General features: G+C 60.5%; 16 protein-coding genes. 9 read left to right on the top strand and 7 right to left on the bottom strand.

Features of this window, described 5'->3' with window-relative positions; all coding sequences use genetic code 11:
* The first annotated feature begins 14 nt into the window (after positions 1 to 14).
* From ftsY to RA27_RS02945, 5 genes are all read left to right on the top strand, one after another.
* On the top strand, positions 15 to 1154 hold the full coding sequence (ftsY, locus tag RA27_RS02965) for a signal recognition particle-docking protein FtsY (RefSeq protein WP_039534837.1): 1140 nt from the start codon (positions 15 to 17) through the stop codon (positions 1152 to 1154).
* An 86-nt stretch (positions 1155 to 1240) separates the two neighbouring features.
* Positions 1241 to 2143: an EamA family transporter gene (locus RA27_RS02960; protein WP_039534834.1), complete on the top strand. Its 903-nt coding sequence runs from the start codon at positions 1241 to 1243 to the stop codon at positions 2141 to 2143.
* 16 nt (positions 2144 to 2159) lie between these two features.
* The gene (locus RA27_RS02955; protein WP_039534832.1) at positions 2160 to 2765 is read left to right on the top strand and encodes an inner membrane-spanning protein YciB; all 606 of its coding nucleotides are present in this window, start codon (positions 2160 to 2162) and stop codon (positions 2763 to 2765) included.
* 109 nt (positions 2766 to 2874) lie between these two features.
* Positions 2875 to 3543 (top strand): Crp/Fnr family transcriptional regulator, encoded by a 669-nt coding sequence (locus RA27_RS02950; RefSeq protein ID WP_039534829.1) that lies wholly within the window; start codon positions 2875 to 2877, stop codon positions 3541 to 3543.
* Positions 3544 to 3926: 383 nt separating this feature from the next.
* Positions 3927 to 4244 carry an EthD family reductase gene (locus RA27_RS02945; RefSeq protein WP_039534827.1) on the top strand — a complete coding sequence of 106 codons (318 nt, stop codon included), beginning with the start codon at positions 3927 to 3929 and terminating at the stop codon, positions 4242 to 4244.
* A gap of 230 nt (positions 4245 to 4474) precedes the next feature.
* On the opposite strand, the gene RA27_RS02940 is transcribed toward RA27_RS02945, so the two are convergent.
* The 6 genes from RA27_RS02940 to rpiA form a co-directional block, all read right to left on the bottom strand.
* Entirely contained in the window at positions 4475 to 5914 is a 1440-nt protein-coding gene (locus RA27_RS02940) for a Do family serine endopeptidase (protein ID WP_241484029.1), read from the bottom strand.
* 185 nt (positions 5915 to 6099) lie between these two features.
* Complete coding sequence (locus tag RA27_RS02935; protein ID WP_039534825.1) at positions 6100 to 6294, bottom strand: DUF2065 domain-containing protein; 195 nt, start codon at positions 6292 to 6294, stop codon at positions 6100 to 6102.
* On the bottom strand, positions 6294 to 7172 hold the full coding sequence (locus RA27_RS02930) for a protease modulator HflC (protein WP_039534822.1): 879 nt from the start codon (positions 7170 to 7172) through the stop codon (positions 6294 to 6296). Before RA27_RS02930 ends, RA27_RS02935 begins: the two co-directional genes overlap by 1 nt.
* On the bottom strand, positions 7172 to 8317 hold the full coding sequence (hflK, locus tag RA27_RS02925) for an FtsH protease activity modulator HflK (RefSeq protein WP_039534819.1): 1146 nt from the start codon (positions 8315 to 8317) through the stop codon (positions 7172 to 7174). Before hflK ends, RA27_RS02930 begins: the two co-directional genes overlap by 1 nt.
* 72 nt (positions 8318 to 8389) lie before the next feature.
* Positions 8390 to 9748 (bottom strand): glutathione-disulfide reductase, encoded by a 1359-nt coding sequence (gene gor, locus RA27_RS02920; protein ID WP_039534817.1) that lies wholly within the window; start codon positions 9746 to 9748, stop codon positions 8390 to 8392.
* 129 nt (positions 9749 to 9877) lie between these two features.
* Positions 9878 to 10663 (bottom strand): ribose-5-phosphate isomerase RpiA, encoded by a 786-nt coding sequence (gene rpiA / locus RA27_RS02915; protein ID WP_039534813.1) that lies wholly within the window; start codon positions 10661 to 10663, stop codon positions 9878 to 9880.
* Positions 10664 to 10830: 167 nt separating this feature from the next.
* Between rpiA and RA27_RS02910 the strand changes: the two genes are divergently transcribed.
* From RA27_RS02910 to RA27_RS02895, 4 genes are read left to right on the top strand one after another with little or no spacing between them, the layout of a single operon-like run.
* The gene (locus RA27_RS02910; protein ID WP_039534812.1) at positions 10831 to 11532 is read left to right on the top strand and encodes a glutathione S-transferase family protein; all 702 of its coding nucleotides are present in this window, start codon (positions 10831 to 10833) and stop codon (positions 11530 to 11532) included.
* Position 11533: 1 nt separating this feature from the next.
* Positions 11534 to 12907 (top strand): L-serine ammonia-lyase, encoded by a 1374-nt coding sequence (locus RA27_RS02905; protein ID WP_039534810.1) that lies wholly within the window; start codon positions 11534 to 11536, stop codon positions 12905 to 12907.
* Positions 12908 to 12934: 27 nt separating this feature from the next.
* The gene (locus RA27_RS02900) at positions 12935 to 13351 is read left to right on the top strand and encodes a GFA family protein (RefSeq protein WP_039534809.1); all 417 of its coding nucleotides are present in this window, start codon (positions 12935 to 12937) and stop codon (positions 13349 to 13351) included.
* Positions 13352 to 13396: 45 nt separating this feature from the next.
* Positions 13397 to 14311 (top strand): DMT family transporter, encoded by a 915-nt coding sequence (locus RA27_RS02895; protein ID WP_039534806.1) that lies wholly within the window; start codon positions 13397 to 13399, stop codon positions 14309 to 14311.
* Here RA27_RS02895 and RA27_RS02890 read toward each other — a convergent pair.
* A complete protein-coding gene (locus RA27_RS02890) occupies positions 14256 to 14963 on the bottom strand; it encodes a thiamine diphosphokinase (protein WP_039534804.1) in 708 nt (235 codons plus the stop codon). The two genes, RA27_RS02895 and RA27_RS02890, sit on opposite strands and share 56 nt — an antisense overlap.
* Positions 14964 to 15069 lie beyond the last annotated feature (106 nt).

Below are 15069 nucleotides of genomic sequence, written 5' to 3'. Positions count from 1 at the left end.
TGCGGAGACCGAAAATGGCGTTTTTTTCCAAGCTGAAGGACAAGCTGTTCAAATCCTCATCGCGCCTCGAAGAGGGGCTGGATGCGATTGTCGAGGATGGCGGCGAGGAAACCCCAACCCCTGATCCGGTCATCCCTGAACCCGAGCCCGAACCGCAACCGGTTCCCGAAATACCAGAGCCCACGCCAGCGCCCCAACCGGCCGAGCCCCCCGCACCGATCCCGGCTGATCCCACACCGGCTCCTCCGCCCCCAGAGGTTCCCGATTCCAAAGGGTTGCTGGGCCGCCTGTTCAGCCGTAACGAGTCCAAAGCCGTTGTCCGCCGCACGCTGGACGACGACATGCTGGAACAGCTCGAAGAACTTCTGATCGCCTCGGACATGGGCGTCGACACCGCCTTGCGCGTCACTGCCAATATGGCCGAGGGTCGCTTTGGCCGTAAACTTTCGACGCAAGAGATCAAGCAACTGCTGGCGCAGGAAGTCGCGCGCGTGATGGAACCCGTGGCCAAACCGATGCCAATCTATCCCAAACGTCCGCAAGTGGTGCTGGTCGTTGGCGTGAACGGCTCGGGCAAAACCACGACGATCGGCAAGCTGGCCAGCCAGTTCAAGGCCGCAGGCAAAAAGGTCGTCATCGCCGCCGGAGATACCTTCCGCGCCGCCGCCGTCGAACAGCTCCAGGTGTGGGGCGACCGCGCGGGCGTGCCCGTGCTCACCGCCCCCGAAGGGTCCGACCCCGCCAGCCTCGCCTTTGACGCGCTGACCAAGGCCCAAAACGACGGCGCAGACCTCTTGATGATCGACACCGCAGGCCGACTGCAAAACCGCGCCGACCTGATGGAGGAACTGGCCAAGATCGTCCGCGTCATCCGCAAGGTCGACGAAACCGCCCCACACAACACGCTTCTGGTGCTCGACGCCACCACCGGCCAGAACGCCCTCAGCCAGGTCGAAACCTTCCGCAACCTCGCGGATGTCTCCGGCCTTGTGATGACCAAGCTCGACGGCACCGCCAAGGGCGGCGTACTGGTCGCACTGGCCGACAAGTTTGGCCTGCCGATCCATGCCATCGGTGTCGGGGAACAAATCGACGACCTCGCCCCCTTCGATCCCGAAGAATTCGCCGCCGCCCTCACCGGTCTGCAGAACTGATCCGCCTCTTCATCTGGCCAAAAATATCCTCGGGGGTGTGGGGGCAGACAGCCCCCCACGTTCTCCACCCAAGCGAAAGCCCTGATTTGAGCGACTGGCTGATCTCCCTCGAAGGCACCGAATCCGGCCACCACCTCGCCCTCGCCCTCGCGCTGATGGCCGCTTTCCTGCACGCCGTGTTTGGAGCTTTGCAAAAAGGCCGCCACGACCCGTGGATGTCACGCGGAGCGATCGACGGCTGCTATTGCCTGATGGCCGCCCCTTTCGCCTTCTTCGTCGTGCCATGGCCGGAACCCTATATGTGGCCCATCTTCGCGATCGTCTGGCTGATCCATATCGGTTACAAGGTCCTGCAGGCGATGGCCTACACCAAAGGCTCGTACACCGTGGTCTATCCGGTCGTGCGCGGCACCGGCCCGCTTTTCACGGTCATCGGCGCCTACCTCCTGTTCGGCGAAACCTTCTCGGGCGTCCAGTGGCTGGGCGTGGCAACACTGATGGCAGGCATTTTCGGGCTCGCCGCCTATAACCTGCGATACCTCGAAACCGACCGCGAAACTCTGCATATCGCGCTCGTACTGGCGCTGATAACCGGCCTTTTCGTTGCGCTCTACACCACTTACGACGCCTACGGTATCCGCGCCACCGCCGATCCGTTCACCTTCCTGGCCTGGTTCTTCATGATCGACGGGGCAGCTATGCCGATCTACGCCGCACTCAGATATCGTGCCATGATCCACCGCCCGGCGCTCGGTCCGTTGATGCTGCGCGGTCTCGCCGGCGGCATCATCGCACCGATGTCCTTCGGTGCCGTGATGCTGGCCACCCGGCTCGACAAAGTCGGCGAGGCAGCGGTTCTGCGTGAAACCTCCACGGTCTTTGCTGCGCTCATCGGCTGGCTCGTATTGAAAGAAACCGTCGGTCCAAGGCGTATTGCATTGATGGCATTGATTGCACTCGGCGCTGTAATAGTTGAAATGGGCGGGTAAGAAGCAGGTCGGACCCATGACAGACAAAAAAGAGATCAACCCATTCCTCAAACAGGCGCTGGAACTCGGCCCGCCGCTGGCCTTTTTCTTAATCTACATGCGCCTGCGTGATGACAATTTCGTGATCGGCGGCACCGAATACTCGGGCTTCATTGTCGCCACGATCCTGTTTGTGCCGCTGATGCTCGCTGCGATGGGTATCCTGTGGTACCTGACTGGCAAACTCAGCCGGATGCAGATTTTCACCGCTTTCATGGTTATCTTCTTCGGCGGCCTGACCGCCTGGTTCAATGACGAGCGGTTCTTCAAGATGAAAACGACGCTGGTCTATAGCTTCTTCGCGGCGATCCTCGGCATCGGTCTGCTGCAGGGCAAATCCTATCTGTCCTACGTTTTGGGTGACATGCTGCCCATGCGCGACGAAGGGTGGATGATCCTCACCCGGCGTCTGTGCGCCTGCTTCGCGGTTCTGGCCGTGGCCAATGAACTTGTCTGGCGAACCCTTTCAACGGACCTTTGGGTCAAGATCGAAACCTTCGGCTTTCCCATCGCTCTGATGGCCTTCCTGATGATGCAATTCAACGTGCTGCAAAGCTATATGGATGACCCCGACCAGCAATAGAACCGGCGTCATCACCGTTGAGTGCGTAATAAAATTTCTTGGCTTGGGCCCCAAGCTGTGAAAAGTTGGGGCACCACCCGCACCACTCAACCCGGAGACCGACGCCCGCATGATGGCATTCCCCAATAGTGGATTCCTGTCCGAAGCTTCCGAAGAGCTGCGCGCCATGCTGGCCGCCCAGGCAGCCGATGTCACGCTCGACCGGGGTGATGTGCTGTTCGAACAGGGTGATGAGGGGGACGCGCTTTATGCGATCCTTGAGGGCGCGCTGGAAGTTTCCTTTCTCGCGATGAGCGGTCGAAAACTGTCCCTCAGCCTGATGCGCCCGGGTGAGGTTTTCGGAGAAATCGCGCTGTTCGACAATGGCCCCCGCACCGCTACAGTAATGGCGGCTGAGCCCTCCAGGGTCTTGCGGGTCCGGCAGAAAGACATGATGGCGCAAATCCGGAAACATCCCGATCTTGCAGTTGACCTGATCCGGCTGGCCGGGCTGCGTATGCGCTACATGGGCGCGCAACTGAACGAGCAGGTGTTCCTGCCGATGCCGATCCGGCTGGCGCGCAAGCTATTGCATCTGGCGGGTCAACAGGACAGCCCGACTGCGCGTATCACCCTGTCGCAAAGTGAACTGGCCGAATTCGTCGGCGCGACTCGCGAGGCGGTATCGAAAACCATCTCGACCTGGAAACGGGACAATGTGGTCGAAGCCTCGCGCGGCGGATTGCAAATCCACGATTTCGACGCGCTGCGTCAACTCGCCGAATCCGATTTAATCTAGATTTTCGGCACAGATGTGATCCGCTTCACATACGGGGGCTTTCTGCTGCCGTAAGGTCAACACTGTTACCGTAGGAGGTTGGTTTTATCATCCCCGATATCTGTCCACCAGCCTCTCCCTGTACAAGAGCCATATGCCTTTCCCGGCATATGGCTTCTTCATTTACACAGTTGGAGAGACCGAAACGCACTTCTGGTGCCCATACGGCAACGTTGTGGAGGGTCGCTAACCCTGCCCGAGCGGCATTAAACTATGCCCCGTACAGGCACCGAACACGTGCCATCAGAAAAGCTGCCAGTGCGGTGATTTTGGAAACCGTGATAACGTCAGGTAGAAGACGTTGTTTGCCCAGCTTAACCGACACTAACTGACAGGAGGCGCATGTGTCAGAAGTATTGCTCACCGTCCTTTACCCGTGGCCGAAAGACACCGCACAATTCGAAAGCGACTACGACGCTCACCTGAAGCTGCTACATGCAAAATCCGGCATACCATCCGAAGCGCGCCCGTATACCATTACCAAGTTTCATTCGGGTCCAGACGGCGACCCTCCATTCTATCAGATGTTCTCCATGCCCTTCGCCTCGGGTCAGGCCCTACAGGATACAATGAGCTCAGAAGGTATGCAGCAGGTCGCTGCAGATGCTGCGCGTATCTCTTCGGGCGGGGCTCCCACCATCATGATCGGGGAACCGCGATAACGGCACAACGCGAAATCCGCTGTTTGTTTGATCGAGAATACCGCCCGGTCGAATCCACGAGCGTCTTCACGCGAAGGACATCTTGACGAACCAAGATAAACGCTGCCGATATAAAATGCAGGCGTGGCTTATCATGTAGCCGGCGCGGAAACTGTCCTGCACCGTGGTTTATTCATTGCAAAGGGCCGGGGTCATATAACCCCGGCCCTCTATCTTTCATCGCGTAGATTCTATTCTTCCAGGCTCAGCGCCACGAACCGAGGCTCGCCGCCGCGCCGCACCAGCAGCAGCAGGGATTTGCGCCCTGCCTCGCGGGCCTCATCCATCCGCGCTTCGAGATCGGCGATCGAGGTCACCTTTTGCTGCCCTGCTTCCGTGATCAGATCACCCGCACGCAGACCCTTTTCGAACGCCTCCGATGCTTCGTCGACATTCGTCACCAGCAGCCCTTCGGTTTCGGCATCAAGGCCCAATTCTTCGCGCTGCGAGTCGCCGAGCGGTGATATCGTAAGGCCGAGGATATCCTTGTTCTCTTCGACCTGCGCATCCGGCGTTTCGTCCTCGTCGTTTTCGGCACGCTCGGCATCCTCACGGCGACCCAAGGTGACCAGCACGGTCTGCGTGCCGCCATCGCGATGCACGACAACACGCACGGATTTGCCCACAGTGGTCTCACCCACCTGCCGTACAAGGCCGCGCGTGTCCTCGACCTCGACACCATCGAAACTGATGATCACATCTCCGGCCAGCAATCCGGCTTCCTTGGCCGGTCCTTCCGGTACATCGCTGATCAGTGCGCCGCCGGGCTTATCCAGCCCCATCGCCTCGGCCATGTCCTCGGTCACGTCCTGGATGCGCACGCCCAGCCAGCCGCGTCGGGTTTCACCGAACTCGCGCAACTGATCCACGACCTTCACAACCACGTTCGACGCCATCGAAAACCCGATCCCGATCGAGCCGCCATTGGGCGACAGAATCGCGGTGTTCACGCCGATCACTTCACCATCCATGTTGAACAGCGGTCCGCCCGAGTTCCCCCGGTTAATCGCCGCATCGGTCTGAATGTAGTCGTCATAGGACCCGCTCAGGGCGCGGTTCCGGGCCGAGACGATCCCGGCCGACACCGAGAACCCCTGCCCCAACGGGTTGCCCATCGCAATCACCCAATCGCCGACGCGGGCGGTGTCGCTGTTGCCGAACTGCACGTATTTCAGCGGCCCTTCGGCTTCGACTTTCAGCAGCGCGATGTCAGTTTTCTCATCCTTGCCGATGACCTTGGCGACCAGCTCTTTCGCGGGCTGCCCGTCACCGGGGAAGAACTCGACCAGAATTTCATCGGCCTCGGCGATGACGTGGTTGTTGGTGACGATATAGCCATCCTCTGAGATCACGAACCCCGAGCCCAGCGCATTGCTGCGTCGCGGTCGGTTTTCATCGTCCCCGCCGTTCCGGTCCTGAAATTCGCGGAAAAAATCCTCGAACGGAGAGCCCTCGGGCACGATCCCTTGCGGGCCGGTCTGGTTTTCGATCAGGGTAGAAGTGGTGATATTGACCACCGCCGGGCTGATCTGTTCCGCCAATGGGGCCAGGCTTTCATTGCGCGCCTGCGCAGCCACCGACTGTGCCAAAACCAGCAGCATTCCCACAAACGCCAGCCACATCAGCCGCATCAAAACCAAAACATCGTCCCGCCGGACGGATACACTGCGCGCTTTCGCCTGCACTTGGGGTCTCCTTGTCGACACTTCTTCCGCGGGCACCAATCGGTTACCCCTCTTCGCAACCAATGTAGTCAGTTTGCCCCCGCCCGCAACTCGGGATCGCGGGGAAATCACCGGCAAGTGAAACCGCCGCATCAAAAACCGGCCTGATACGCGCCCCACACCAGGATAAGCCCGCTGATAACGCAAAGCAGCCCGACCAGCCGCCGCGCCTGTTCCGGCAGCGCCCGCAGCGCCTCGAGCATACGCTCAATAAGCGAAGGGGCCAGCGCATAGGCCAGCCCCTCGACAATCAGCACCAGCCCGAAGGCCAGAAGGATCATTCCCATTACTGAGAGGCCTTCCCGGTGGGCGACTTCAGGTAGTTGAAGAATTCGGAATCCGGGCTCAGCACCAGCGAGCTGTTCCCTCCCTGCAGCGCGTTCTCATACGCGGACAGCGAGCGGTAGAACTCAAAGAATTCCTGATCGGCGCCGTAAGCCTCGGCGAAGATCGCGTTGCGTTCGGCATCCGCCTCACCGCGAATGATTTCGGCCTCACGGTTGGCGTCGGAAACCAGTTCAACCACGGTCCGGTCGGCTTGCGCGCGCACACGCTGCGCAGCTTCGTTACCGCGGGCGCGCTCGTCCGTCGCTTCACGTTCCCGTTCTGCCTTCATCCGGTCAAACGTCGCCTCAAGGTTGGCTTGCGGCAGATCGGTCGCCTTCAGGCGCACGTCGATCACATTGACGCCCAGCGCCTGCGCTTCGGCAATGGCGCTGTTGCGGATGCGCAGCATCAGCGCAGCACGGTCCGAGCTGAGGATGTCACGGGACGATACCGAACCCAGCACCTCACGCGTTTCAGCGCGCAGGATACGGTCAAGGCGATCCTCGGCCACCGGGATACCGCCGACACCAACGGCCTGACGGAACCGGTTCAGATCGGCGATCCGATAGCGCGCAAAGGCGTCAACCACAAGACGGCGATCATCCAGCGGCGTGACTTCCAATGGCTGGACGTCGATCGACAGGATACGGTCGTCGTAGCGCACAACCTCGTCGAAGATCGGCGCCTTGAAGGCCAGACCCGGCTCTTCCTTGATGTTCACAACGCGACCGAACCGCAGAACCAGAGCGCGTTCGCGTTCGTCCACGATAAAGATCGAGGACAGTCCCAGCAGCACAAGCCCGATAACGACGATCAGAATAATGGGTGATTTACGCATCAGTTGCTCTCCCCTGCAGGGTTGCGGCGCAGTTCATTGAGCGGCAGATACGGCACGACCCCCTGCCCCGATCCTGACGTGCTCTCATCCAGAATGATCTTGTCGACGTCCCCCAGAACCTGCTCCATCCGTTCCAGATACAGACGCTTGCGCGTCACGTCCGGTGCTTTGGAGTACTCCTCCAGAACCGCGCTGAAACGGCTGGCTTCACCCATCGCGCTGTTGATTTGCTGGGCACGATAGGCCTCGGCCTCTTCCAGAACCTGCGCGGCTTCACCGCGCGCCTCGGCGAGAACACGGTTGGCATAGGCATCGGCGACGTTCTGCAGACGGTCACGTTCCTGCGCCGCGGCCTGAACGTCGCGGAAGGCGGCGATCACCTCTTGCGGCGGGTCGGCTTTGTCAAAGTTCACGCGGATGATGTTCACACCCGAATCGTAGCTGTCCATCGTCGCCTGGATCAGTTCCTGCAGACGTTCCGCGATGATACCACGATCCCGGTTCAGGATCGGCGCCAGCTCGCTTTGCGCGATGATCTCGCGCATCGCCGATTCCGAAACCGCACGGATTGTCTGGCGCGGATCACGCAGATTGAACAGGAACTTGGCCGGATCGCTGATATTCCAGACAACCTGGTAATCAATGTCGACCACGTTTTCGTCGCCAGTCAGCATCAGACCGTCGTCACTGCCACGCGCACCGCCCATATCTTCGGTTTGTTCGCGGGTCACCGGGATGACTTCTGCAGTCACAAACGGCCACGGGGCCACGTTCAGACCCGGATTTCCGACCTTGTAGAACTCACCCAGAAACAGCTCAACCGACTGTTCTTCGGGCTTGACCGTATACACGCTCGCAGCCAGCCAGAGACCAACGGCAACCAATGCGCCAATCGCCACGGTCCCCTTGGTGAAGATGGGACCACCACCGCCACTGCCTGAACCGTTCGTTCCACGGCCACCGCCGCCACGACCGCCCATCAGGACGCGCAGCTGCTCCTGGCCCTTTTTCATCAGCTCATCGATCTCGGGGATCTGCGGGCCATCGCCTTCGGGGGGCTTGCGCCCATCCCCGTTGTTACCCCGATTTCCTCCGCCGCCGGATGAGCCTCCGCCCCCCCAGGGGCCGCCGCTGTTGCCCGCCATATGTGTGTTTTCCCTTGTGTTGGACCGTGTGATCACGGCTTCCCTTGTAACGTGTGTGCGCGCGGTTGCAAATCAAGCCGTGCGTACAGGTTGCCGCATTGTCACCAGTTCTTCGGCCATCACCGGATGAACCGCAACCGTGCGGTCGAAATCTTCCTTGGTGGCGCCCATCTTGACGGCAATCCCGGCCAGCTGAATCATCTCACCCGCGCCGGGCGCAACGATGTGACAGCCTAGCACCTTCCGCGTGGCCTGAGATACAATCAGCTTCATCAGAACGCGTTGCGTACCACCGGCAAACGCCTTCTGCATGGGCTTGAATGAGGTCGCATAAACCTCGATCGGTTCCTGTTCCGCCGCTGCTTCCTCGCTGAGGCCAACCGTGCCCATTTCCGGCTGAGTGAAGATCGCGGTCGGGATCAGGTCGTGATCCACCGGTGTCGGGTTGCCCTTGAAAACGGTTTCCACAAAGGCCATGCCCTCGCGGATCGCAACCGGGGTCAGGTTCACCCGGTCCGTCACGTCGCCAATGGCATAGATCGAGGGCACGCCGGTCTGGCTGTACTCATCCACCACGATCTCACCCTTGCGGCCGCGTTCGACGCCCAAAGCCTCCAGCCCCAGATCATCCGCATTCGGCGCGCGACCCGTGGCATACATCACCACGTCGAACAGCTGTTCCGAGCCATTCGTGGCTTTCACCCAGATTTTATCGCCCTGTTTTTTCATCTCCAGCACGTTGGTGCCCAGATGCAGGTCGATGCCATTCTGGCACATCTCTTCGCTGATCAGCCCGCGCGCCTCATCGTCAAAGCCCCGCAGAATCTGTGCCCCGCGATAGAATTGAGTCGTTTTGACCCCCAACCCATTCATGATCCCGGCAAACTCGCAGGCGATATAGCCACCGCCAACGATCAGCATGGTCTCGGGCAGTTTCTCCAGATGGAAAATCTCGTTCGATGTGATGGCCAGTTCCGAGCCCGGAAACTCGGGCACAACCGGGCGACCACCGGTCGCCACCAGTATATGCTTGGCGGTCTTGCGGGTGCCATCGGCCAGCTCGACCGTATGCGGATCAACCACGCGGGCGCGCTGGTCAAAGCTTTCGACGCCGTTGTTTTTCAGGATATTGCGGTAGATGCCTTCCAGACGGTCCAGTTCCGCAACCAGCTTGCCGTGGAATGTATCCCAGTTGAACCCACCGGGCTGAATGTCCCAGCCATATTCCTGCGCATCGCTAACCATGCCTGAGAACTCGCTGGCAAAGACCATCAGTTTCTTGGGCACGCACCCTCGGATCACACAGGTTCCGCCGTAACGATCCTCTTCCGCCAGCGCCACCTTGGCCCCGTTTTCACCCGCCGCCACACGCGCTGCACGGACCCCGCCCGAGCCGCCTCCGATGACGAACAGATCATAGTCAAAGCTCATTGGTGCGTTCCTTTTATTCCGCGTGGCCAAAATTCACTGGATATCTGGGCGCAAATTCCAAACTGCCAACCCCTGGCTGGGGAAATAGCGATTTTTCTTCTGCGGTTTATCGCGATGCCTGCTTGGTCTTTAGTCCGCCAGATCCGAAAACAGATTGTCCCCGCCGTCGCCCAGCATATCGGTCAGGACGGTTCCCTCGTTGAGATCGCGCAACTCCACCCGGCCATCGCCGTAACCGACAACAACCTTGTCGCAGATATCGATGAACAGCCCGTTCTCGACCACACCGGGGATCTGGTTCATTACCAGGGCCAGTTGACGCGCATTGCCGATGCGTTTGAGGTGCAGATCAAGAATGTGGTTGCCCTCATCCGTAACCTTGGGTGCCTCTCCGTTCATGCGCAGTGTGACCGACGTACCCAGTACATCCATCGTGTCCAGAGCCTCTTCGATCAGGGTGCGGGTGGTCTGCCAGCCAAACGGGATGACCTCGACCGGCAGAGGGAACGCGCCCAGCGTTTCGACCTCTTTGCCCGCATCGGCAATCACAACCATCTGATCGCTGGCTGTGGCCACGATCTTTTCCTGCAGCAGCGCCGCACCGCCGCCCTTGATCAGGTTGAACTCACCATCGAACTCATCCGCGCCATCAATGGTCAGGTCCAGCCACCCGGCCTGATCCAGCGAGACGACCTCGATCCCCACCTCACGCGCCAGCTGCGCCGTATCGGTCGAGGTCGGAACGCCCTTGATTGCCAGCCCTTCGTCGCGCACCCGCTCACCCAGGCGACGCACCAGCCACGCGGCGGTCGAGCCTGTCCCCAGACCCACACGCATTCCGCCCTGAACAAGTTCGGCAGCGCGACAGGCAGCAACATATTTTGCTTTGTCGATGGGCGACAAATCTTTGATCATGGCGGCGTCCCCTCAGATTACTGCCAGACTTATACGGAATGCCCCGCACAACTGCGAGAGGCAAAACACTCCGTCCTTGTGTTAACATGTCGCTGAAATGCGCGTTTCCGATAGGAAACGTCGCAATCAGCCTCTAATCTGATCGCCAGACACCCTAGATAGATGCCATGGAATCGCCGTACCGCCTGCACTATGCCCCCGACAACGCCTCGCTGGTGATCCGGCTGGCGCTGGAAGAGATGGGCCTGCCCTATGAGACCGCGCTGGTCGATCGTGGCCGTAACGCGCAGGATGGCGCAGCCTACCGGGCGCTGAATCCGAACGGGCTGATACCTGTTCTGGAGACACCTCAGGGACCGATCTTCGAGACCGCCGCAATCCTGCTGTGGCTGTCCGACACCCATGGACAGATGGCCCCTGCCCCGGCCAATCCCGATCGCGCCGCGTTTCTGAAATGGCTGTTCTTTGCCTCCAACACCCTGCATTCCGACCTGCGCATCCTGTTCTACGCCGAGAAATACATCGCCGCCCAGCAAGCTGAGACGCTGCGCGCGGGCATCCGGCCCCGGCTGCGCCAGCATCTGAAATTGCTGGACGATCTGGCTCGCACCGTGCCGGGTTGGTTCAGCCCCGATCACCCTTCGGTGCTGACCTTTTATGTCGCCTGCATGATGCGCTGGATGGCGCTCTATCCGGCAGGGATTGATCGCAGCTGGTATCAGCTGGCCGACACACCCTACCTGCAGAAGATCCTGATGCAGCACGAAACACGCCCCTCAACCCGCGCCGCAATTGCCGCCGAGGGGCTGGGGGTCACCCCCTTCACCTCTCCGACTTACGCCAACCCTCCAGAAGGCTCAGCTACCTGACATGTTCCTCTCTGTCTTCGATATGTTCAAAGTGGGCATCGGCCCGTCTTCTTCCCACACCATGGGCCCCATGGTTGCTGCCGCGCGGTTCCTCGACCTGATGCGCGCCTCACCGTTCGAGTTCGCGGGCCTGCGCGGCTCGCTGCACGGTTCGCTGGCCTTTACCGGCGTCGGTCACGCCACAGATCGCGCCACGATCCTGGGCCTCGCCGGGTTTGTGCCCGACACTTATGACAACGACAAGGCCGAGACCGCGCTGGCCGCGATTACCGAGACCCACACGGTCACGCCCGAGGGCCTGCCGACGCTGAGCTTCGATCCCAAGGCCGATCTGATCTTCGATTATGACCACGCCTTACCCGGCCACGCCAATGGCATGATCCTGATGGCCACCGACGCGCAGGGCGATGTCATCCTGCGACAGGTCTACTACTCCATCGGTGGTGGGTTTGTCCTGACCGAAGAGGAACTGGCCGAAGGCAAGGCAACCGACGAAGGTGCCCCGGTGCCCTTCCCGTTCAAATCCGCTGCTGAAATGCTGCAGATGGCCAAGGACAGCGGCAAAAGCATCGCCCAGATGAAGCGCGAGAATGAAATCGCGCGCGGCTGTGCGGACAGTTTTGCCAAAGGTTCAGCCCGTCTTTGGCAGGTCATGAACGACTGTATCGAACGTGGGCTGAAAACCGACGGTATCCTGCCCGGCGGCCTCAGCGTCCGCCGCCGCGCCAAAGGCATCCACGATGCCCTGCTGGCGGAACGCGGCATGAACCTGAACGCGCCGCATACAATCAACGACTGGATGAGCGTCTACGCCATGGCCGTGAACGAGGAAAACGCCGCCGGTGGGCAGGTTGTCACCGCCCCCACCAACGGTGCGGCAGGCGTGCTGCCATCGGTTCTGCGCTATTACCTCGATCACGTTCCCGGCGCATCCGAGAGCCATGTCGAGGATTTCCTGCTCACCGCGGCCGCCATCGGCGGTCTGGTCAAGTTCAACGCTTCGATCTCGGGTGCCGAGGCGGGCTGTCAGGCTGAGGTTGGCAGTGCCTCGGCCATGGCTGCGGCCGGGATGTGCGCCGTCATGGGCGGTACGCCCGAGCAGGTCGAAAACGCAGCCGAGATCGCATTGGAACATCACCTTGGCATGACCTGCGATCCAGTCGCGGGCCTCGTGCAGGTGCCCTGTATCGAACGCAACGGATTGGGCGCGATCAAGGCCGTCTCTGCCGCATCATTGGCCCTGCGTGGCGACGGCAAGCACTTTATGCCTCTGGATGCGGCCATTGAAACGATGCGCCAGACCGGCGAGGATATGCACGAGAAGTACAAGGAAACATCTTTGGGCGGGTTGGCCGTCAACGTGCCGAACTGCTGATCTGACAGCAAGAACAAGTGGGGTGATATGCGCGGACATTGCCTATGCGGCAAGATTGGATATCAGGTCGATCCTCCGGTCTTGTCCTGCGTCACCTGCCATTGCGACAGCTGCCGTCGCCAGTGTGCGGCCCCGATGACCACCTATTTCGGGGTGCGCGATGGCAACTGGCGCTGGACCGGAGAACAACCGAAACGGTTCAATTCCTCACCCGGAGTCGAGCGCAGTTTCTGCCCCGATTGCGGCACGCCGATATCCTTCCGGTCGACGGTGATGTCGGACGTGATGCACCTCTATGTAGCGACGCTGGACAACCCCGAGGCGCTCAGCCCGACCCTGCATGTCGCGCATGAGGAAAAACTAAGCTGGCTGCAGCTTGGTGATGACCTGCCCACCTGCATCGGCCCGGACTATACCAAAGTCCAACCCCTGCCCGACGCCTGAGATCAGAGCTTCCCCCTGTGCCGCGAAACCGTTAGCGTCGCGTGCATGACCCAGGATCGTCCCGTTTTCGGCATCATACTGATGCTCGGCTTCTGCGTGCTCGCGCCATTGGGTGACGGGATGGCGAAGCTGTTGGGTGAGACCACCGCTCTGGGTCTGCTGGTACTGGTGCGGTTTGGTATACAGGCGGCGATCCTCATTCCGCTGATCGCCGTGACAGGCAAGCCTTGGCGGATGACACCAAGGGTCCTGCGCCTGACGATGATCCGCACCCTCCTGCACATCATTGGGATCGCCGCAATGTTCACGGCGCTGCAATACATGCCGCTGGCTGACACCGTCGCCATCGCCTTTGTGATGCCGTTTATCATGCTGCTGCTCGGCAAAAATGTGCTGGGTGAACAGGTCGGTCCACGCCGCCTGATCGCCTGTGTCGTGGGGTTTATCGGCACCTTGCTGGTGATCCAGCCCAGCTTTGCGCAGGTCGGCGCCCCCGCTTTGTTGCCATTAATCGTAGCGGTGGTTTTTGCCCTGTTCATGCTGGTCACGCGGCGGATCGCCAAGGAAACAGACCCGGTTGCGCTGCAGGCGGTATCGGGGGCCATGGCAACCGTCTTTTTGCTGCCGATTGTTCTGCTGGGTTCCCAGACCGGCCTGCCCGCAATGTCCCTGACGATGCCGACAGGCGAAACGCTCTGGCTGCTACTTGGGATAGGCGTCCTTGGCACCGTGGCGCATCTGCTGATGACATGGTCGCTGCGCTATGCGCCGTCGGCCACCCTGGCCCCGATGCAGTATCTAGAGATCCCGGTCGCCACCCTGATCGGCTGGCTGATCTTTCAAGACCTGCCCAACGGGCTGGCCGCACTTGGCATCGGCATTACCATCGCAGCGGGGCTTTACGTCATCCTGCACGAGCGGGCCAACGCCCGGTCTGGCCCGACAGAAACGCCTGCGTGACCTGATCCAGCGCCGTGCGCGGCAGGATTGTCAGCAATCCCGGCCCGTCCACCTCAAGCGTGAATGCACCCAGCGCCCGGTTTGATGTGCCAACCCGCCCGTCCGGCTCCAGCACCAGATCGTCAATCGGCCACTCCAGCCCGTCGCTCCGCCCGGTCACCCGCCGCAGCGGGAACAAGGACACCGTCTCTCCGGCTGCCAGTTCCAAATTGATGCGGGGCGGCGTGTGGAACACGATCTCACATGCCCCCAACAGAATGCACGGCCTGTCCTGCAACCGGGTGAGCGTGTTGAACGCCACCAACTGATGATCGACACGCGCCCCCAGAAAACCCGCCGCCAACACCACTGGCGCACTGATGCTGCGAAGCGCCTTGTCGAAATCCGTGCTGTCCTGCTCATGTATGGGGAACAGCCGATCATCCGGGATTTGCGCCCGATACTCTGCCGCAAGCGAGTCGAAATCGCCAATCACCACGTCCGGAATCTGACCCGAATCAATCAGCGCAGCCGCGCCACTATCCGCCGCCACGGCGGAAGTGACGCGACTCAGCACCAGATTCACATCCTCGGAACTGATTTCCCCGCCGCCAAATAGCCCTATTGGCCTGCCAGAGCGAACAATTGCCCCATTTTCCACAAGATTGACCATATTTTCCAGTTTTGGACATAATGAAACCACAAAATGATAGCTTCATGGCTAGAGTTTCGAGTCGGTTGCCTGTGCTGTGTCTGGTAATCGACCTGGTAGTTTGTAA

The organism is Ruegeria sp. ANG-R (assembly GCF_000813985.1).
GTDB lineage: Bacteria > Pseudomonadota > Alphaproteobacteria > Rhodobacterales > Rhodobacteraceae > Ruegeria.
This window is presented reverse-complemented; position numbering and strand designations above follow the sequence as displayed.